Raw genomic sequence first — 21576 nt, forward strand, 5'->3', positions numbered from 1 at the left:
TGGCGGAGGTTTTCTATTGTTTAAACTGGTCATTATTTGAATGACTATGATGAGCTGAGATTTCGGCTCTGATCAAATTCAATCTCTATTAACTCTCAATCTCAATATAATTTTATCTTGTTGGAGGATATTTAAATGAGTAAAAAATGGGTTTATTTGTTTGACGAAGTTGATGAAGCCGAAAAGGCTGTTGGCGGTGACTGGGAAGGTGTGCGTGCCCTGTTGGGCGGCAAAGGCGCTAACCTGGGCGATATGACTCGCGCCGGCGTGCCTGTGCCCCCCGGTTTCACCGTCACTACCGAAGCCTGCAACGCCTACCTGGCCGCAGGCGAAAAGTTCCCCCCAGGCATGTGGGAACAAGAATTGGAAGCCTTGAAGACCGTGGAAAAACAAACCGGCAAAAAGTTTGGCGACCCCAACAATCCCCTGTTGGTTTCCTGTCGCTCCGGGGCCAAATTTTCCATGCCCGGCATGATGGACACTGTCCTCAACATCGGCCTGACCGATGAGGTGGTGAAAGGCATGGCCAAACTCACCAATGACGAGCGCTTTGTTTACGACTCCTATCGCCGCCTGGTGCAGATGTTTGGCAGCGTGGTGATGGGTATTGCCGACGAGCCGTTTGAAGAAGTGCTCACCGAGGCCCGCCAAAAGGCCGGCGTTAAGAGCGACTCCGATTTGAACGCCGCCCAGTGGAAAGAAGTCACCGAGGAATTCAAAAAGATCTTCAAGGCCGAAACCGGTCGAGACTTTCCCCAGGACCCGCTGGAGCAAATCAAACTGGCCACCGAAGCTGTGTTCAAAAGCTGGAATGGCAAGCGGGCCATTGACTACCGCAACGCGGCCAAGATTGCGCACGACCTGGGCACTGGCGTTAACATTCAAACCATGGTCTTTGGCAACATGGGTGAAGGCTGCGCCACCGGCGTGGCTATGACCCGCGACGGCTCCACTGGCGAAAATGTGATCGAGGGCGACTACTTGAACAATGCCCAGGGTGAAGACGTGGTGGCCGGTATCCGCCTGACCAAACCTATCGAAGAACTCAAGGAAGAAATGCCCGCAGTCTACGCCGAGTTTGAAGCAATTTGCGGACGGCTGGAGAAGCATTACACAGAAATGCAAGATGTTGAATTTACCATCGAGCGCGGCAAACTGTGGATGCTGCAAACCCGCGATGGCAAACGCACCGCCCAGGCCGCTGTCCGCATTGCCGTTGACATGGCCGAAGAAGGCTTGATCAGCAAAGAGCAAGCCGTGTTGCGCGTCACCCCGGAACAGGTTGACTTTTTCCTGCATCCGCAATTTGACATGCAGGCCAAAAAGGCGGCCACGCTGCTGGCCAAGGGCCTTAATGTATCGCCCGGCGCGGCCGTGGGCGTGGCGGCCTTTGACGCCGACCTGGCCGAAAAGTGGGCCAAAGAAGAAGGCAAAGCCGTCATTATGGTTCGCCCCGAAACCAAGCCGGACGACGTGCATGGCATGCTTGCCGCCAAAGGTATTCTCACCAGCCGCGGCGGCCGTACCAGCCATGCCGCTCTGGTGGCCCGCCAGTTTGGCAAGCCGGCCGTGGTCGGCGTGTCTACGCTTGACCTTGACCTGGTGAAACGCCAGATGACCAGCGCCGACGGCAAAGTGATTAAAGAAGGCGATTGGATCTCAATTGACGGCACGGCCGGGGAGGTCTTTTTGGGCCAGTTGGAAACCCTGGTGCCAGACCTCAACGATCCCTACCTGGTCAAATTGCTCTCCTGGGCCGACGACGCCCGCCGTTTGCAAGTGTGGGCCAACTCCGACTACCCCGTAGACGCCGAACGCGCCCGCAAATTTGGCGCGCAGGGTATTGGTCTGTGCCGCACCGAGCACATGTTCTTTGAAGCCGAGCGCCTGCCGCATGTCCAGAAAATGATTCTGGCTAAAGACGACGCCACTCGCCAGGAAGCCCTGGACAAGCTGCTGCCCTTCCAGCGTGAAGACTTTGCCGGTCTGTTCCGCGTGATGGACGGCCTGCCTGTTATCATCCGCCTGATTGACCCGCCGCTGCACGAGTTCCTGCCGGCCCACGATGAACTGCTGCGCGAAGTGGTCAAACTGCAAGTTACCGGCAAAGACGCCAAGACCCTGGCCGAAAAAGAAGCCATGCTCAACGCCGTGGAAAGCATGCACGAAGCCAACCCCATGCTTGGGCTGCGCGGCGTGCGCCTGGGCATCCACCTGGCCGCCCTCACCAAAATGCAAGTGCGCGCCATCTTCGAGGCCGCCTGCCAGGTAGCCAAAGAAGGCGTGGACGTTCATCCCGAGGTTATGATTCCGCTGACCAGCCACGTCAATGAATTAAAGGTCCAACAGACCACCCTGGAAGAAGAAGCCAAAAAGGTGATGGCCGAACAAGGCCTTACTGTGGATTACAAATTTGGCACTATGATCGAAATTCCGCGGGCGGCCCTTACCGCCGACCAGATGGCCGAATTTGCCCAGTTCTTCTCCTATGGCACCAACGACCTGACCCAAACCACCTTTGGCATCTCCCGCGACGACGCCGAAAAGGGTTTCCTCATTGAGTATATTGAGCGCAAGATTTTGCCAGAGAACCCCTTTGCCAGCATTGACCAGGCTGGCGTGGGTAAACTGATGCAGATGGGCGTTGAGTTGGGCCGCAAAACCCGCCCCGACCTGGAAGTGGGTATCTGCGGCGAGCACGGCGGCGACCCGCAGTCGGTTTTCTTCTGCCACAAGATTGGGTTAAACTACGTGAGCTGCTCTCCCTTCCGCGTGCCCATCGCTCGCCTGGCGGCCGGGCAGGTGGCTTTGAAGGAAAAAGGGGTTACGGCCAAATAAATTTGGTTCGCCAAATAAATTTGGTTCGCCAAGTTGGGCGTGACTCTGTAAAATAAAACGGAGGTTCAGAATTGAACCTCCGTTTTTGTTTGCCCGCATTTTGGTTCACTTTCTTTGGCGGATGTGACGCAAGGCTGGTATATTTATCATGTCCAAAAAGGAAAACAGGTTTTGAACAAAGGCATCATCTTTGATATCAAAAAATTCTCCATCCACGACGGGCCGGGCATTCGCACCACCGTTTTCTTCAAAGGCTGTCCCCTGCATTGTTGTTGGTGTCACAACCCGGAGAGTCAAGCCAGGAGACCGGAACGAATATTCCGCAAAACTCGTTGTATTGGCTGTGGGGCGTGTCTGGCGGTTTGTCCGCAAGCAGCCGTTTCGCAAAACGGCAACGGTATCATCACCGATAACGAGAAATGTAACCTTTGTGGAACTTGTGTTGAAACCTGTTACGCCCAGGCCCGGGAAATCATTGGCCGCGAAATGACCACGGCCCAGGTGATGGCGGAAATTGAAAAAGACGTTGCCTTTTACGACGAATCTGGCGGCGGCGTTACCTTTTCCGGCGGCGAACCCCTGTTACAGCCAGATTTTTTGCTGGCGCTGCTCCGGGCATGCCGAGACAAAGAAATCCACACGGTGGTAGACACGTCCGGTTTTGCCTCGTGGGAAACACTTGATTCTATTCGGGCCTACGTCAACTTGTTTTTGTACGATCTCAAGTTGATGGATGAGGTCCGGCATCAAAAATTTACCGGTGGGTCTAACCAGTTGGTTTTGCAGAATTTACAGGCCCTCTCTCAGCAGGGACATCAAATCATCCTCCGGGTGCCGGTTATTCCCGGCATCAATGATGACGCTGAAAACATTCGGCAACTGGGCCAGTTTATAGCCGCTTTACCCCAAGCCCACCCGGTGGAGCTTTTGCCCTACCATCACCTTTCGGCTGATAAATATGAGCGATTAAATATGGCCTATCAACTATCCGAAATCCGGCCTCCCTCGGCAGAAAGAATGGCCCACATTGCTAAAATTCTGCAAGAATTTAATCTGCTCGTAAAAGCTTGACACCTTGACCCATTACGGTTCACAATTGAACATTAAACATTCACCATTAATCATTCACAATTCACCATTAATGAGGTTGCTCCATGCCAATAACCCAAAGAGTGGCCCAACTGCGGCAGCAAAGCCTAACAGCCAGGCCGACCCTCTCCCCGGAACGGGCCGAATTGATGACCAAATTTTACCAACAGAATTTGGGACTGATTTCCGCCCCCATGCGCCGCGCCCTGGCTTTTCAATATCTTATGGAACACAAAACCATTTACCTGGGCGCGGATGAATTGATTGTGGGCGAAAAAGGGCCAGCCCCCAAAGCCACCCCCACTTACCCGGAGTTGTGCTGCCATACCCTGGCCGACCTGGATATTCTCAATTCGCGGGAGAAAATATCTTTTGCCGTTAGCCCGGAAACCCGCCGGATTTATGCGGAAACCATTATTCCCTTCTGGCAGGGCCACTCTATGCGCGATCTCATTTTCCGGGAAATGACGGAGAAGTGGAAAGCCGCATACCAGGCCGGGGTCTTCACGGAATTTATGGAACAACGCTCGCCCGGCCACACCGTGCTGGATGATAAAATTTATCGCCGGGGCATGCTGAACTTTAAGGCCGACATCCAACGCTGCCTGGACAACCTGGATTACCTCAACGACCCGAACGCCTACGACAAACAGGAACAACTCAAAGCCATGGCCATCACCGCCGACGCTGTGATTCGTTTTGCCCAACGGCACGCAGAAAAAGCCACAACTTTAGCCCAACAAGAACCGGACCCGCAGCGCAAGCAAGAACTGGCCCGCATTGCCGAGGTCTGCGCTCACGTTCCGGCCCATGCCCCGCGCAATTTTTGGGAGGCGCTGCAATATTATTGGTTTGTTCACCTGGGCGTCACCACCGAGTTGAACCCCTGGGACGCCTTCAACCCCGGCCACCTTGACCAGCACCTATATCCCTTTTACCAAAAGGAAATCAAGGAAGGAACGCTTACCCGCGAGGCCGCCGAGGAGTTACTGCAATGCTTCTGGATCAAATTCAACAACCAGCCCGCCCCCCCCAAAGTTGGCGTCACCGCGCAGGAGAGCGCCACCTACACCGATTTTGCCCAGATCAATACCGGCGGGGTCAAAGTGGATGGCTCCGACGCCGTCAACGAAGTCACTTACCTGATTCTGGACGTCATTGAGGAAATGCGCCTGCTACAGCCCAGTTCCTCGGTGCAATTGAGCAAAAAGAATCCGGATCGGTTTATCAAACGGGCTGCCAAAATCATCCGCACCGGCTTTGGCCAACCTTCCCTCTTCAACTGCGACGTGGTGGTGCAGGAGTTGATCCGGCAAGGCAAGTCGGTGGCCGATGCCCGCGCCGGCGGCACCAGCGGCTGCGTGGAAACCGGCGCGTTTGGCAAGGAAAATTATAATCTCACCGGCTATTTTAACCTGCCCAAGGTGTTGGAAATAACCCTGCACAATGGGGTTGACTCTCAAACAAGCCGCCAGCTTGGCCCGGCCACCGGCGACCCCGCTCAATTTGATACCTTTGACCAATTTTTTGCGGCCTATCAAAAACAGCTCAACTATTTTCTTGACCTCAAAATCCGCGGCAACAACGTCATCGAGCGGCTATACGCCAACCACATCCCTGCCCCCTTCCTATCCCTGTTGATTGATGATTGTATTGCCAGGGGCAAAGATTATCACGATGGCGGCGCTCGCTACAACACCAGCTACATCCAGGGCGTTGGCCTGGGCACCCTCACCGACGCGATGGCGGCCATCAAGTATCATGTTTTTGATCAAAAAACTTTGCCCATGGCCGAACTGTTGACTGCGCTTCAGGACAACTTTCAGGGTCACGAAAGAGTTCGCCAGATGCTCTTGAACAAAACTCCCAAATTTGGCAACGACGACGATTACGCCGACGCCGTGATGGTGCCCCTGTTTGAAGCCTATTTCCAGGCCGTTGACGGCCGGCCCAACACCAAAGGTGGCACCTACCACATCAACCTTTTGCCCACCACGGTGCACGTTTACTTTGGTTCGGTCACTGGCGCCACCCCCGATGGTCGCCGGGCCAATACCCCGCTTTCTGAGGGGATTTCGCCGGTGCAGGGCGCCGACCGGCATGGGCCAACGGCAGTGATCAAATCGGCGGCCAAGATGGACCACACTCGCACCGGCGGCACGTTGCTTAACCAAAAATTCACGCCCCACCTGCTCAAGGATGACGAGGGCCTGGACAAACTGGTGCACCTGGTGCGCACCTATTTCAAATTGGACGGCCATCACCTCCAGTTTAACGTGGTGGATGCCGCTACTCTGCGCGCCGCCCAACAACATCCTGAACAGTACCGCGATTTGATTGTGCGTGTGGCCGGTTATAGCGATTACTTCTGCGATCTTACCCCGGCCTTGCAGGAGGAAATCATCGCCCGCACCGAACACCAGTCGTTTTGAGGCATCGTTTGACTCGTCAGCGTGTATTCCCCTATCTGGTGCTGCTGTTTGGGGTGTCCATAGCCGCCACCTCCTCTATTTTGGTGCGGCTGGCTCAGGCAAGCGGTGCGCCGTCGTTAGTGGTCACCAGTTGGCGGCTGATTTTTGCCGCCCTCATTTTAACCCCGCTGGCCTGGCAACGGCGGAGCTATGAATTGCGCGGCTTGCGCCGGAAAGACGTTTTGTGGGGCGCAGCCGCCGGAGTTTTCCTGGCCGCCCATCTGGCCACCTGGATTTACTCGCTGGAGTTCACCTCGGTGGCCTCATCCGCCGCGTTGGTATCCACCAATCCGCTCTGGATTGCCCTGGCCGCCTTCTTCCTGTACGGCGAGCGCCCCTCGGGCCAGACCATCAGCGGGGTCATTGCCGCCATTGCCGGCAGCGTCCTCATTGCCTTTAGCGACGGCGGCGTGCTGGTTGTTCAACCGGAAACAAACTCGTTTCAATTCTCTTGGCAAAATCTCGTTGCCCCGGCAGGCCGGGCCGATAGAGCTTTGGGCGGAGACATCCTGGCCCTGCTAGGGGCGATGACCGGCTCCGCTTATTTTCTGGTGGGGCGCGGTTTGCGCGTGCGCCTATCTACGCTGGCCTACGCCTGGCTGGCCTATACGGCGGCAATGGTTGTGATCATCATTGTTACCGCCTGGGCCGGTTTGAGCCTGTTTGGTTATCCCTGGCTGGCTTATTTCTGGATCTTGTTGCTGGCGATTGGCCCCCAACTGTTGGGGCACACCTCTTTCAATTGGGCGCTGGCTCATCTCTCTACCACCTTTGTGGCCTTAGCCATTCTGGGTGAACCCATCGGTTCGGCCATTTTTGCCTATTTTCTCTTTGGCGAAACCTTTGCCCCAATCCAGTTACTTGGTTTTGTCCTGTTGCTGGTGGGGATTGGCCTGGGGGTGATGGGTGAGCAACAATGGCCTTAAGCCTACTTGCCGTTTTAGCCTAAAGTCAGTATGATTGCTGTTGAAGGAATGGGGCCAAAGTTACGTATCACATTTTACGCCTCACCCCATCATAATTTCCACGCACAATTTAACTATGGGGGAGTAACCAGCCATGTCCCAAATGTGTCCCAACTGCAGCTTTGATAACCCCGACGAGGCCAAAACCTGTAGCAATTGCCCCTCGCCGTTGTATGGGTTGTTGGGCCAGCAGGCGGTCTTGTCAGATCGCTATCAAGTGGTGAGCGTGCTTGGCTTTGGCGCAATGGGGGCCGTGTACCTGGCCGAAGACCAACGCCTGGCCGGACGGCGTTGCGCCATCAAAGAAAACCGGCCCAACGCCGACGACGGCCCGGAAGTGCTGGCCCGCCTACGCGAACAATTCCTGGCCGAAGCCCGTGTTTTGGCCCGGCTGGACCATCCCGGCCTGCCCAAAGTGTCTGATTATTTTGTCACGGCAAACAATAACCGCGAATACCTGGTGATGGACTACGTAGAGGGCGAAGACCTGAACAGCATGCTGCAACGCGCCCAGCAGCCCTTACCGGAAGAGTCGGTGCTGGATTGGGCCGACCAGGTGTTAGACGCCCTGACCTATTTGCACAACCAGCGCCCCCAGCCAATTGTGCACCGCGACATCAAACCGGCCAATATGCGTTTAAATCTCCAGGGACGGGTCAAACTGGTTGACTTTGGCCTGGTCAAACTATTTGATGCCAGCAGCCCCGAAACAAAGGTGGAACTGCGCGGCCTGGGCACCCCGGCTTATGCCCCCCTGGAACAATTTGCCAGCAGCGAGGAACATACCGACCCCCGCTCCGACATTTATGCCCTGGGCGCATCTTTGTACCATTTGTTGACCAACCTGTACCCGCCGGACGTGCACCAACGTTTGCTCAGGCCGGAAGTTTTGGTTCCCCCGCGCCAGCTTAATCCCCAAATTTCAGAAAATACCGAGTTGGTTATTTTGCGGGCTATGGAGATTCACCCCAACCAGCGTTATCAAGCGGCAGCAGAGATGCGGCAGGCTCTCAAAGATCAAGCTCCGGTTGGAGCCAAAGCGCCGGCCAAACCGGCAGAGATTTCGCCGTGGTGGTTGGCCGCCGTGGGTTTGGTGATTGTTCTGCTCATTTTGGTGGGTGCGGCCTGGTTTTTGTTTGGCCCGTTTGGCCCTCAAACCCCCACCCCGGCCCCCGTGGTGATGGCCGAAGAAAAATCTATGGGCACGCCGGTTGAGGCCCTCTTGCCTGCTGCCACCACTGCCCCCCCCACCAGCACCCCGACCCTGGTAGTGCAGACGATTGTGCCGCTTGGCGATGCGGCGGGAGCGCAGGATACAATTATTGAAACCGATACGCCCACACCCGAACCCAGCGCCACTCCTACGCTTACCCCCACCACCATCACCGAAATTGTCCAACCGCAAGGTATTCCCGCTGCTTCCCTGGTGGGGACCATTGCTTATCCGGTTTTTAACGGCACCGACTATGACCTTTACCTGGGCCAGGCCGATGGCTCCGGCACCCAATTTTTCCGCGCGCACTCCAGCCAGCCGGCCTTTAGCCCCGATGGCAACCGCATTGCCTTTCACTCCTGGCAGCTTGACGCGCGGGGTTTGATGACCATGGATGTTTCCGGGGCTAATTTAAAGCAAACGACCAATTTTATTGAAGACCAACTCCCCAGCTGGAGTCCCGACGGCAGCCAACTGGTTTTGCTGTCGCGCCGTTCCGGGGACCGTCGCTCTCAACTGATCAGGATGGGCAGTTTTGAAGAACTCGGTCAGGGCGTGATCATTGGCGAGGGCGAATACCCCACCCTTGGCCCAAACGGGCAGTTGGTGTTCAAAGGTTGGGGCAATACGCCGGTTGGCCTGCATCTTGCCTCGCTTGCTTTTGACAACCTGCAACCTGTAACCGACACGGATAAAGATACGGCCCCGGCTTTGTCTCCCGATGGCAGTAAAATCGCCTTTATGTCTAATCGAGATGAAAATTGGGAGATTTACCTGGTCAATAGCGATGGCTCCGGTTTACAGCGCCTCACCGATGACCCCGCTAACGACGGCTTGCCCGCGTGGTCGCCCGATGGACAGGTGTTGGCCTTTGTCAGCGATCGCGGCGGGGCTTGGGCCGTGTGGGCCATGCGGCCCAATGGGCAAGACCAGCGCCAACTCTTTTCCATAGAAGGTTCTCCTGATGGGTTGATCGGTACAGATGTGTATGCCAGCCGGGGTTGGACCGAGGAAAGGATTAGCTGGAAGCGGTAAGATGGCGGCTCAAGCTCTATCCAAAATCCACGTCTGGCTCCTGGCCGCCCGGCCCAAAACCTTGCCTGCCGCCGCCGCCCCTGTTGTGGTAGGCACAGCCGTAGCCGTGGCCGAGCAGGCGTTTAGCCTGTGGCCCGCCCTGGCCGCCCTGCTGGGCGCGTTATTTCTCCAAATTGGGGCTAACCTGGCCAATGATGTATTTGACTTTACAAAAGGAGCCGACACCACCGCCCGCCTTGGCCCCATGCGGGTTACCCAGGCCGGTTTATTAACCCCCCGCCAGGTGTTGTTAGGGATGTGGTTTACGTTTGGCCTGGCCGCGTTAGCCGGTTTATACCTGATCCGGGTAGGCGGCTGGCCCATTGTGGTTATTGGCGCGCTTTCCATCCTGGCGGCCATTGCCTACACGGGCGGGCCGTTTCCCCTGGGATACCGGGGCCTGGGCGACCTCTTTGTTTTTATCTTTTTTGGCCTGGTGGCCGTGTGCGGCACGTATTACGTGCAGGCGGGCACGGTTGGCCCGGCTGCGGTGTGGGCCGCCGTGCCCATGGGGTTGTTGACCACTGCCATTTTGGTGGTCAACAACCTGCGTGATATTGAGACCGACCGGGCGGTGGGCAAAAAAACCCTGGCCGTGCGCCTGGGGGTGCGGGGCACGCAGGGGGAATACTTGTTTTTACTGCTGGGCAGTTACGCCACGCCGCCATTGATGTGGTGGTTTGGCGCAGCCGGGGCGGGGGTTTTGTTAAGCTGGCTCTCTATCCCTCTGGCCATCTCCTTATGGCGGCAAATTTTGCGCAAAAAAGGGCGCGCCCTTAATGTGGCCCTGGCCGGAACGGCCCGCATGGAGTTGATTTACGGAATGCTGCTGGCGGTGGGGTTGATCATTTAAAGCCCAAGAAAGATATTGTTGCCCAAAGTGAGAGCCGCTTCATGTCATTTCGAGGAGCTTGCGACGAGAAATCCCTGAAACCGTCTTTATAGAGGTATGGTGTCAGGCAAGTAAGGCGGGTCGGGTTTGCCAATCAACCTTGAATTTGAACCGACCTCCGCAGGGATTTCTCCCTGACGGTCGAAATGACATGGTCTCGGCGTAGCTCAGTGTAATAAACGGAGCGAAGAATCTCCTACATTGATTGTTGCTTAAAAAGGGGATTCTTCGCTCCCGTTGGCCGTTCAGGGCAACATGGCCAAGCTGATTTTGCCACAACTTTAATCTACGGAACACATCCTTAGCCCCAAATCCTACCCCCTTTTCCGCTCTGCCACCACTTCGCCGTCCGGCCCCACCAGTTGCAGGTGCAGCGGCATCTGGCCTAGGGCGTGAGTTGAGCAGCTCAGGCAGGGGTCAAACACGCGGATGCCGTGTTCAATGCGGTTCATAATACCTTCGGTCAAGCCGCTGCCGTTCACGTAAGCCTGGGCAATCTGCTTGACCGTTTTGTTCATGGCCATGTTGTTCTGGCCGGTAGCAATGATCAGATTGACCTTTTGCAGCACCCCATCTTCATCCACGTGATACTCGTGGAAAAGCGTGCCGCGAGGGGCTTCGCTTACTCCCACGCCGGTCAGGTTGTTCACCCCGGCCTTGCTGCGAATATGGTTGCCCCTTAAATCGGCGTCGTCCAGTATTTCCTCAATTTTTTCCAGCGAAAAAAGAATTTCAATAAGCCGCGCGTAGTGATAATGAAAACTGCTCAATACCGGCTTGCCCTGTTCGCCCAGGCGCCGGAATTGGCGCAGCTCGCGGTCCGCGCGGGGGGTGCCGGCATAGTCACAGACATTCACGCGGGCCAGCGGGCCAACACGGTACATGCCTTCCTCGCCAAAACCATAACGTTTGTAATACGGGAACTTCAAATAAGTCCAGGGCTCCACAGCCTCGGCAATGAGGTGGTGGTAATTGGCGGGGTCTACCTCATCTTCAATAATGCGGCCATCGCTGTCCATCAAACGCAGTACGCCATCGTAATGTTCCAAACCGCCGTCGGGCGTCACCAGCCCCATGAACAGGCTGGGGAAATTGCCATACGCCTCAATTTCCGGGCCAAAGTTTTCGGCGGCATCCTTGAACAGGTTCAGGGCCATGTTAATGGTGTCAAAAGCTTCGCCCAGCCCGGCGCGGATCTTATCCCGATTTTCCTCCGTGAGGGCCTGGCGCACGCCGCCGGGAACAGCCCAGGCCGGGTGAATACTCTTGCCGCCCAGCAGCCGGATAACTTCCTGGCCAAAGCCGCGCAGGCGGATGCCCTGGCGGGCAATATCGGGATACTGTTGGATCAAGCCCATCACGTTACGGGTGACCGGTTCGCTCTCCATGCCCAGCAGCAGGTCGGGCGCGCTCAAGTGAAAAAAGCTCAAGGCGTGACTCTGCACAATCTGGCCCCAATTCATCAAACGGCGCAGCTTCTCCGCCGATGATGAAATCCGCACGCCTAAAATAGCGTCGCCCGCTTTGGCCGAAGCCATCAGGTGGCTCACCGGGCAAATACCACACACACGGGCCGTAATGCCGGGCATTTCCCAAACTGTGCGGCCCTCGCAAAATTTTTCAAACCCTCTAAACTCAACCACGTGAAAACGGGCATCGGCCACTTGGCCTTTTTCATCCAGATAAAGCGTAATTTTTGCGTGACCCTCAATCCGGGTCACCGGGTCAATGGTTACCATTTTGCCCATTGTTGTTCTCCTATCCAAAATAGCGCATTTCTTCAGATAACTCCACCGGCTTACCGGCCAGCAACATCTGCACCGCTTCCCAAATCCGGTCAGGGTCGGGCGGGCAGCCGGGGATGTAGGCGTCCACCTCAATAACCTGGTGCAAGGGCAGCACGCGCGGAATGAGGGCGGGCATCACCCGATCTTCGGCCAAACCGCGCGGCGCGCTGCCTGGGCCTTCGTGGTAAACCTTGGTCAGCAAGTCGTCCAGCGGCAAGTAGTTGCGCAAGCTGGTCACGTTGCCGGTAATGGCGCAATCGCCAAAACTGACCACTATTTTGCTGCGCTCACGGATTTTCTGGGCCAATTCAAGATGGTCCACATTGGCTACAGCGCCTTCCACCAGGGTCACATCCACATCCTGGGGAAATTCTTTGGCATCGGCAATGGGGCTGTAAACCAGGTCCACGGCTTCAGCCAGGTCAAGCAGGCGCTCATCCAGGTCTAAAAAACTCATATGGCAGCCGGAGCAGCCCCCCAACCAAGCTGTCGCCAGCCTTATTTTTTTCTGTTTTTTTCCACTCATTGTTTTACTCCTCTACTTGGCTCGTCATAGTTCAGTGGGTTTACCACGTCCATTCGTTCTTCTCCCGGCCCCTGACAATCCACTCCAAAAAGTCGTACCGTTTTTCCATTTCAGCCACAGAGGAGCCTTTGGTAAATAAGGCGCCGGTGGGGCAAATTTGCACACACTTGCCGCAACTGGTGCAGCTAATACTGCGTCCCCACGGCTGGTTCATATCATTCACGATCATGCTGTTTACGCCGCGCCCCATCACGTCTTTGGTGTGCGCGCCCTCCACTTCATCGCATACCCGCACGCAGCGCAGGCACAAAATGCAGCGATTGTGGTCCAGGCCGTAACGCTCGTGGCTGTTATCCACCGGCAGGTTGGGATTAAGATAGTCGTAGCGAACGTGGTCAACACCCAATTTGGCCGCCTGATATTGCAACTCGCAGTTGCCGTTCATCACGCACACTGCGCACACGTGGTTGCGTTCGGCCATTAATAACTCAATGATCATTTGGCGATATTTAACCAATCTTTCGGTGTGGGTTTGCACCACCATGCCTTCCTGTGGTTTGGTGGTGCAGGCAGCCAGCAATTTGGGAATGCCCGCCACCTCAACCAGGCATAGGCGGCACGCGCCGCGCTCGCTCAAACCATCCATGTGGCAAAGGGTAGGAATTTCAATCCCTTGCTCACGGATAACTTCCAATAATGATTGTTCATCGCCGGCGCTTACCAGTTCGCCATTTAAGGTAAAGGTTACAACAGCCATTAGTTCACCTCCTGGGCAGTTTCAATTTCACCCGCGCGGCGGTATAGTTCTTCAGTCAATTCCAGGACCGGCACTTCGGTCATTTCGCAAACTCCGGCCGGGCAGCGATGCTCTTTAATGTGCGCCTCATACTCATCGCGGAAAAAACGCAAAGTGCTAACAATGGGGCTGGGCGCGCCTTGACCCAGGCCGCACAGGCTGGTATCGCGCACCATGGTGCAGAGTTCTTCCAGAGTGGCCAGGTCTTTTTCGGTGGCGCTACCGTTGGTGATGCGCTTTAAAATGTTATGCATTTCCACCGTGCCCACCCGGCAGGGAATACACTTACCGCAGCTTTCGTCCATACAGAATTCCAAAAAATACTTCACCACATCGGGCATGCAGTTGGTATCATCCAGCACAATCAAACCGCCGGAGCCCATCATGGAACCTAAAGCTTTTAAGCTCTCGTAATCCACCGGGATATCCAGGTGCGAGGCCGGAATACAACCGCCGCTGGGACCGCCGGTTTGCGCCGCTTTAAAATCGCGGCCATCGGGAATGCCGCCGGCAATGTCGTACACAATCTCCCGCAGGGTGATGCCCATAGGCACTTCAATCAGGCCCGTGGTTTCCAGCGCGCCGGCCAGGGCAAAAATTTTGGTGCCTTTGCTTTTTTCGGTGCCAATGCCGCTGTACCACTCGGCGCCGTTGGCAATGATGGGGGCAATGTTGCCGTAAGTTTCCACATTGTTCAGCAAGGTTGGTTTGCCCCACAATCCACTTTCCGACGGATAAGGCGGGCGGGGTTCGGGCTGGCCGCGTTTGCCCATAATCGAGGCGATAAGGGCGGTTTCTTCGCCGCACACAAACGCGCCCGCGCCAATGCGGATGTCAATGCGGAAGCTAAAGTTACTGTCCATTACCCGGCTGCCCAGCAAACCCCGCCGCTCGGCGGTGCGAATGGCTTTTTCCAAACGTTGGGCCGCAATGGGATATTCGCCGCGCACATAAACATACCCTTGACTGGCCCCCACCGCGTAACCGGCAATGGCCATCCCTTCCAAAATGCGGTGCGGGTCCGATTCCATCAGGGTGCGGTCCATATACGCGCCGGGGTCGCCCTCATCACCATTGGCTACCACATACTTTGCATCGCCATGGGCTTTGCGCACCAGGTCCCATTTCAGGCCGGTGGGATACCCGGCCCCGCCGCGTCCACGCAAGCCGCTGCGAGTAATTTCCTGGCATACTTCTTCGGGCGTCATATCCCGCAAGGCATTTCCCAGGGCCATATAACCGCCGCGCACCACGTAATCTTCCAGCAACTCCGGATCAATCTGGCCGCTGTTAGAAAGCACCACCTTTTGCTGCTTGGCAAAAAAGGGATGATCGCCGGGCAATACGTGCTCCGGCAATACGGCCGGCGTTTCGGCGGCCACGTGTTTTTCCACAATTTCTTTAGCCAGTTCAGGGGTAACGTTCTGGTAGGTCACCTCTGCCGCGCCTAGCCTTTGCACCGTAACCAAAGGCCCGCGACTGCACGGCCCCATACAACCGGTATTCACTACGGACACCTCGGCCTTAAGGCCCTTCTCCAACAAGGTCTCTGTCAATACTTCCTGCACCTTGCCTCCCCCTGATGACAAACAGGGAGTGCTGCCGCAGCACAACAACCGGCAGCGAAGCTTTTGCTGGCGCGCGCCAACTTTTTCGGCCAATTCTTGTAATTCAACCCTGTTCATAATGTCTCCCCTTCCGCAAATTCTTCCTCATCTGCCGCTACTTTGGGCCTGGCCCCACGACCGTTTTTTCCGGCTTGCCCTTGCAATGCTTCTCGCACCCTGGCGGCGGCAGAAGCGGGGGTTTCTTTGCCCAGAGTTTGGTTATCCAGGATTAAAATGGGGGCCAAGCCGCAACTGCCCAGGCAGCGGGCTTCGGTGAGGCTGAACTTACCATCGGCGGTTGTTTCACCGGCTTTGAGGTTGTACTCCTTCTCCAAACAGGCCACAATATCGCCTGCACCCTTTACATAACAGGCAGTGCCCATACACACAATGCACTGATGCTCTCCTTTGGGTTCCAGCGAAAAAAAGTGATAAAAGGTGGCTACCCCAAATACCCAACTGGGAGGCAATTTTAACTGGCGCGCCACGTAAATCAACAGCCCCTCGTCCAGATAACCAAACGACTCCTGGGCCACGTGCAACACCTCAATCAGCGCGTCTTGTTGAAAATGCAATCGCTTCAAGGCGCGGTCTACCAATTTAAATCGAGCATCACCGCTGGGATGCTCAATAGCAGGGGTTGATTTTTTCTCTTTTGTCGCAAGCATAAGCGGCTCCTTATGTTCTAGCTTCTATTCAAACTCAAATACATTTTTTTGACATCCGGTCAATTTTGTGACCATTAGTTTTGTGACCATTAGTTTTGTGACCATTAGTTTTGTGACCATTAGTTTTGTGACTAATATCACAAACTAAATTAAAAAAAGAAAAAACGTTACTACTCAGCCCTATGTCATTTCGAGGTCAGAGGCCGAGAAATCCCCTTCTCCAGGTACGGCTTTAAGAAGATTTCTCCCTTTGGTCGAAATGACATGCTTGAGCAGTTACAAAAAAACAATGATTTCAGGAGAGAACTATACCATAGAATTTCTTCTTTTTAGTAGGGCCATTTGTCACTAATAATTGTGATATATGTCACAAAAATGTGATGCATGTCACAAAAATTTAAAAACAAAACCGCAAAGATGTAACTTTTGAAAGCCTCCTTTAAGTTGGTGACTTTGGCATCTTTGCGGTGAAGGGGCTAAAGCACATAGCCCCGCTTATTTTTCCCGGCCGTATTTCAACAGTGAATCTGAGGCCAATTATATTACAAAATTTTATAGTGACAAATTTCACGCTTTCTTTGAAAATGGGTTCACAAGACCCCGGCCTGCCCTTAAAAACTCCCCCTCTATTGGCCGTATCCCCGGCCATCAATGTAATTCTCCAAATCTTTGATATAAGTTTCTTGCTCGGAGATGATTTCTTTGAGCACGTCGCCAATGGAGATAATGCCAACCAACTGCTCGTCATCCAACACGGGCAAGTGACGCACGCGCTTTTCGGTCATCAATTGCATACATTCGGCCATTTTTTGGGCGGGGTGCACACAATATACTCGCGGCGTCATGATTTCGCTCACCGGCGTATTCAAGGAAGATTTGCCCATCAGCACCACTTTCCGGGCATAATCCCGTTCCGAAATAACGCCCACCAGTTTTGTCCCTTCAACCACCGGCAAAGCGCCCACGTTTTTTTCGCTCATCAGTCTGAGCGCGTCAAACACCGAGGTTTCAGGAGCCGCAGACCAAACTTCGGTAGAGTCTTTGGACTTTAAGAGTTGTTTGACTGTAACCATTGTTGTTCCCCTCTTTATAGAAAGATATTTTTAAGATTTCTGCTGCTCTATTATATCACAAAAACCGGATTTTTTCTCAGGTTGAGGTTGAAAATGCGCTTTTTTCCTCCACCCAGTTAATGATGCGGGTCACGGCTTTGTTAGCCAGGGTGGCGGTTGGGGAAGAGAGTTCAGTTTTATAGCCAAAGGAATAACCCCGCACCGAGACCATTAAACTTTCTGGCGCGCGGCCATAGAGGGCTTCGGCCAGGGTCAAACAACTCTCCGGGGTTAAATGGTGGGTAAAGGGCGAGGTTTGGAAGGTGGGATTGAGGGCGGCAACCCGCACCTCTTCTGGATACGCGCCGGTATGGGCGTCAACAAAACAAACGTAATCATACCCGGCTATTCCCTCCGACATTTCGGGCATGAGTTGGAGTTCAAAGACCAAATGGGGATAACGGTCAGGGTCGAATTCATCGGGAGCCAAGGCAGGAACAAGGGGCACGTTAAAATGCGCCGCCAGCTTTTGCAAAATATGCCAGGCCACGCCATCGTCTTCCCGGTTGGGGTTGCCGTAGCCGATGATGAGGATTTTGGACATAAGCTTCAAGCTGTCGCCGCCTTGGCCGGATCAAAATCGAGGGGCCAGCGGGTATAAGAATCCCAACGCGCATGCTGGAGTTTGGCCTGCTCCAGGTTTGCGTTGGTCAGGTTGGCTCCGCCCAGTTCCGCCCCCCGCAGGTCGGCTCCCTGAAGGTCGGCGTCAATGAGGGTCGCCAAAAACAGATTAGCCCGGCTTAAGTTTGCCCCCTTTAAGTTGGCGCCGGATAAATCAACCTGGCTAAGTTGAGTTTTGTGTAAGATGGCGTTACTGAGATTAGCCTGCCCTAAAGAGGTGGCCCGCAAGTTTGACTCGCTAAAATCAACACCGCTGAGATCAGCTTTGTACAGACTCACCCCGGTCAGGTCTTTTTGGCTCAGATTGGGCGTTTGGCCTTTTTCACGGGCCAGCCGAATGATTTTAAGGATGTCTTGCGAGGTATAGTACATAGGACAAATTCCTGTTTTGAAAAATATGATTGGTAGTATCTTAGCACAAAAAACCATCATTCACAATAGACCCGGTCTTCACCAATGAAAAAGCGGCGTCAAAAAATTGACACCGCTCTTTGATTTTGCCAAAAAATTATCTACCGTCCATCCCGGCGCAAGGTTTTTATTACCCGACCGGCGGCGTCCACAATGTCCAGCACAATCGGCATTTGGCCGAGCGCGTGGGTGGAGCAGGAAAGGCAGGGGTCGTAGGCGCGGATGGCGGCCTCAACGCGGTTGAGCATGCCTTCCTGCACATCCGGGCCTTTTACATAGGTTTTCGCCACGCTGTCCACGGCCTGGCTCATGGCCCAGTTGTTGTGGCCGGTAGACACAATCAGGTTGACCCGCTGCAACTGGCCGTTTTTGTTGGCCCAATAGTGATGGAACAGGGTGCCGCGCGGCGCTTCAATCACCCCCACGCCTTCCCCCTGCCACTGCTTGCGGGTGTTGAGAATGTCTTTGCCCAAAATGTCGGGGTCATCCAGCAACACCTGAACCCGCTCGGCAGCAAAGAGACATTCAATTAAACGGGCATAGTGGTAGTAGAGAGTGTTCTCCACCGGCTTGCCGTTGTTCAGGGCCTTGAATGTTTTGAGTTCCTCATTGGCCAGGGGCGTGTCAATGGCTTTAGCCACATTCAGCCGGCCCAGCGGCCCCACGCGATATGTGCCGTCAGGCCAGCCCATTTTTTTGTAATAGGGGAACTTGAGATAAGACCAATCTTCAACGTGTTCGCGGATGTAGTTCAGGTAATCCGGGCCGTCAAATTGCTCTAACGGTTTGCCCAGCGCGTCAATCAATTTGCATTGGCCATCGTAAAGTTCCAGGTTGCCTTTATCGGTGACCAGGCCAAAGTAGCCGGAAGAGAACACGGCAAATTTGCCAATGTCTTCCTGATTCTTGGCCGCCCAGTCTTTTATGATCTGCAAACCAACCTGGATGGTGGCAATCTGTTCGTCAAGGCCCTGCAAAATCTTGTCCCGGCCGGCCGGGGTAAGGGCTTTGTTGACTCCCCCAGGCACGGCAAAGTTGGGATGGATTTTACGCCCGCCCAGGGTGTGGATGATTTCCTGGCCGTATTTGCGCAAATTCACGGCCTTCAGGGCCAGGTCGGGGTTGGCCCCAATCAGGCCCACCACGTTGCGCACGGCCGGGTCGGCGTCAAAGCCCAGCAGCAGGTCCGGCCCGGCCAGTTCAAAAAAGTGCATGCCGTGGCTCTGGATCATCTGGCCCATGTGCATCAAATCGCGCAGCAAAAAGGCCGGGCGAGGCGGCGGCGTGCCCTGGATTTGGTCGCCAACCTTGGCCGAGGCCAGGTGGTGGCTGACCGGGCAAATGCCACAAATACGGGGCGTGATGGAGGGCATTTCAAAGTACATGCGGCCTTCGCAGAATTTCTCAAAGCCGCGAAACTCGTTAACGTGGAAGTAGGCGCGGTCAACGGCGCCGTCCTCGCACATGTGGACGGTCACTTTGGCGTGGCCTTCAATGCGGGTGACGGGTTCAATGGTTATTTTTTGAGTTGGCATTATTATTTCCCCCTTAATCCCAATGTAATTTATCGTCTTTTATTTCCGGGATGCGACCCTGGGCCAGTTCGGCCAGGGCGTGGAAAATCACATCGGCGTGGGGCGGGCAGCCGGGAATGGCCACATCTACCTTTACTACCTCACTCACCGCGCGCACTTTGGTTGGTTTGCCCAGTTCGGGGCTGGATGGGATTTTGCCTTCGGCGTCGGTGCTTTCGGTTTCAACGTAGGCCCGGCGCAGCGCGTCTTCTATTTTGAAAAAGTTACGCATGGCCGGCACGCCGCCAAACACCGCGCAATCGCCTATGGCCACCAAAATTTGGCAGCGAGAGCGCATTTTTTGGGCCACTTCCTCATTGGTGGTTGTATTAACGGCCCCGGTCAGAATCCCCACCGTCACCCCGTCCTCGTCAGGTTCTTTAAAATCGGTAATGGGCGTGGCCCGAATGTCAACCAGTTGGGCTACCTGCACAATCCGGTCGTCAATATCAAGCAGCGACATGTGGCATCCGGCGCACGCCGCCAGCCAATCGCTTGAGACTTTGGGTTTGCTCATAGTACACTTCCTTTCTTTTTACGCTTCAATGGCCCTGGTAGACACGCGCTGTTTTAGCTCGTTCTGCCAATCTTGGTTGAGCGTGAGACCCATCTCCGCCGCAATTGCGGTTAAAATATCAACGTGAGAACGCACTTCGTCGGGAGGGGTCAAACCCCGCCGGACTGCTTGCAGGCGGCCATCCAGATTCAGGTAATGGCCCTCTTGCTCGGCCCACATTTCGGTGGGCAACACCACGTCGGCCTGTTCCACCGCTTCCGACATGTAGCTGGCTTGCACTATCACAAAAGGCGCGCCGGCCAGGCGTTTCAGCAAACGCTGGCTGGGTTTGTCGTCACCCAGGGCCAGGTACACGGCCTTGCGACCGCCCGCATCAAACAATTTATCCAGACCATACTGGTATGCCGCCAGGCTATTGGCCTGTCCCTTCATGCCAATGACCACCGCCTCATTGCCGGCGGCTTTGGCCAGGTCAAGCAGAGCCTTCATTAATTCTGGAGTGCCGGCGCGGGTAACGCCCTTGCCAAAAACAAATACAGGCTTTTGGGCTGCGGCGATCACCTGGCCTACGGCCTGGATGGTATCGGCCGGGATACCGGTGACCTGGCTCACTTTGGCCAGGGCTGAGTTGGAGCCACTCACCGCCGCTTTAAGGCCATCTAACAGGTCCAGGTCTTTACCTTCTTTGGGTTGCAGCGCATAGTCGGCCAATGGGTGGAGGCCGTTATCAAAGGGGGCAATAGAAATCAATTTAGTGCCCTGGGCCAGATTACGTTTGACAAAAAAGCCGGCCACCTGGTGATTGGCCACCAAATCAACCCCAACGGCCACCACACAGTCCGCTTCTTTGAGCGCATCCAGGCTACCCTCAAACGGCCGGCCAAGTTCCGTGGCTATGGCTCCGGGCAAGGCGGTGGTGATGCCTTCTTCTATACTGGTGACCATTTCGCTGCCCAAGCCATCGGCAAAGAGCTGCTTGAATTGGTATAATCCTTCCACGGGCAGGCGGGTGGAGGCCAGGGCGGCCACGTTGTAGCCGTTTTTGCCGACCAGCGGCTTTAGTTTATCGGCCACCACTTTAAGGGCTTCGTCCCAGGTGGCCGCTTTCAACGCGCCGTTCTTGCGGACCAGGGGGGTTAGGATTCGCTCGCGGTTGTCCTCAAGCGGCAGGAAGCGGCCCACTTCACACAATACGCCGCCATTTACCGGGGCCTCCCAATCGCCGTTAATGCGCAGCAGATGATTGTCGCGCACGCTCAGTTCTACACCGCAGCCAACGCTGCATCCGGCGCAGGTGGTTTTGATGGTTTCCACATCCGTCTCGTGGCCGCGATAGGCACTGATCCGGTCAATCAAGGCGCCGGTGGGGCACACCTGCACGCAACTGCCGCAGGAGATACAGGTGCTTTCGCCCA

At 55.2% G+C, this 21576-nt stretch carries 17 protein-coding genes; 6 read left to right on the forward strand and 11 right to left on the reverse strand.

Translation table 11 applies throughout. The annotated features are described in order from the left end of the window. The first annotated feature begins 135 nt into the window (after positions 1-135). From JW953_14145 to JW953_14170, 6 genes are all read left to right on the forward strand, one after another. Entirely contained in the window at positions 136-2838 is a 2703-nt protein-coding gene (locus tag JW953_14145) for a pyruvate, phosphate dikinase (GenBank protein ID MBN1993837.1), read from the forward strand. A gap of 171 nt (positions 2839-3009) precedes the next feature. Further along, a complete protein-coding gene (locus JW953_14150; GenBank protein ID MBN1993838.1) occupies positions 3010-3909 on the forward strand; it encodes a glycyl-radical enzyme activating protein in 900 nt (299 codons plus the stop codon). Positions 3910-3998: 89 nt separating this feature from the next. After that, positions 3999-6359, forward strand: a complete 2361-nt coding sequence (locus tag JW953_14155) for a glycyl radical protein (protein MBN1993839.1) — start codon at positions 3999-4001, stop codon at positions 6357-6359. A gap of 8 nt (positions 6360-6367) precedes the next feature. Continuing rightward, positions 6368-7324: a DMT family transporter gene (locus JW953_14160; GenBank protein MBN1993840.1), complete on the forward strand. Its 957-nt coding sequence runs from the start codon at positions 6368-6370 to the stop codon at positions 7322-7324. A 133-nt stretch (positions 7325-7457) separates the two neighbouring features. After that, complete coding sequence (locus JW953_14165) at positions 7458-9611, forward strand: PD40 domain-containing protein (protein ID MBN1993841.1); 2154 nt, start codon at positions 7458-7460, stop codon at positions 9609-9611. A 1-nt stretch (position 9612) separates the two neighbouring features. Next, positions 9613-10503 carry a 1,4-dihydroxy-2-naphthoate polyprenyltransferase gene (locus tag JW953_14170; GenBank protein MBN1993842.1) on the forward strand — a complete coding sequence of 297 codons (891 nt, stop codon included), beginning with the start codon at positions 9613-9615 and terminating at the stop codon, positions 10501-10503. Between the two features lie 353 nt (positions 10504-10856). On the opposite strand, the gene JW953_14175 is transcribed toward JW953_14170, so the two are convergent. The 11 genes from JW953_14175 to JW953_14225 all read right to left on the reverse strand — a co-directional run. Continuing rightward, a complete protein-coding gene (locus tag JW953_14175; protein ID MBN1993843.1) occupies positions 10857-12290 on the reverse strand; it encodes a Ni/Fe hydrogenase subunit alpha in 1434 nt (477 codons plus the stop codon). 10 nt (positions 12291-12300) lie between these two features. Beyond that, positions 12301-12786, reverse strand: a complete 486-nt coding sequence (locus JW953_14180; GenBank protein ID MBN1993844.1) for an NADP oxidoreductase — start codon at positions 12784-12786, stop codon at positions 12301-12303. A gap of 109 nt (positions 12787-12895) precedes the next feature. After that, positions 12896-13612: a bidirectional hydrogenase complex protein HoxU gene (gene hoxU, locus JW953_14185; protein ID MBN1993845.1), complete on the reverse strand. Its 717-nt coding sequence runs from the start codon at positions 13610-13612 to the stop codon at positions 12896-12898. After that, positions 13612-15336: an NAD(P)H-dependent oxidoreductase subunit E gene (locus JW953_14190; GenBank protein MBN1993846.1), complete on the reverse strand. Its 1725-nt coding sequence runs from the start codon at positions 15334-15336 to the stop codon at positions 13612-13614. The genes hoxU and JW953_14190 overlap by 1 nt, the downstream gene beginning before the upstream one ends. Further along, positions 15333-15926, reverse strand: a complete 594-nt coding sequence (gene hoxE / locus JW953_14195) for a bidirectional hydrogenase complex protein HoxE (GenBank protein ID MBN1993847.1) — start codon at positions 15924-15926, stop codon at positions 15333-15335. The genes JW953_14190 and hoxE overlap by 4 nt, the downstream gene beginning before the upstream one ends. Before the next feature lie 626 nt (positions 15927-16552). After that, complete coding sequence (locus JW953_14200) at positions 16553-16999, reverse strand: CBS domain-containing protein (protein MBN1993848.1); 447 nt, start codon at positions 16997-16999, stop codon at positions 16553-16555. Between the two features lie 76 nt (positions 17000-17075). Next, a complete protein-coding gene (locus tag JW953_14205; GenBank protein MBN1993849.1) occupies positions 17076-17582 on the reverse strand; it encodes a hydrogenase maturation protease in 507 nt (168 codons plus the stop codon). Positions 17583-17587: 5 nt separating this feature from the next. Next, a complete protein-coding gene (locus JW953_14210; protein ID MBN1993850.1) occupies positions 17588-18091 on the reverse strand; it encodes a pentapeptide repeat-containing protein in 504 nt (167 codons plus the stop codon). A gap of 80 nt (positions 18092-18171) precedes the next feature. Then, a complete protein-coding gene (locus JW953_14215) occupies positions 18172-19605 on the reverse strand; it encodes a Ni/Fe hydrogenase subunit alpha (protein MBN1993851.1) in 1434 nt (477 codons plus the stop codon). 13 nt (positions 19606-19618) lie between these two features. Then, entirely contained in the window at positions 19619-20161 is a 543-nt protein-coding gene (locus JW953_14220) for an NADP oxidoreductase (protein MBN1993852.1), read from the reverse strand. Positions 20162-20179: 18 nt separating this feature from the next. Continuing rightward, the coding region (locus JW953_14225; GenBank protein MBN1993853.1) for a molybdopterin-dependent oxidoreductase at positions 20180-21576 on the reverse strand (1397 nt) is incomplete at its 5' end.

Source organism: Anaerolineae bacterium (genome assembly GCA_016931895.1).
Taxonomy (GTDB): domain Bacteria; phylum Chloroflexota; class Anaerolineae; order 4572-78; family J111; genus JAFGNV01.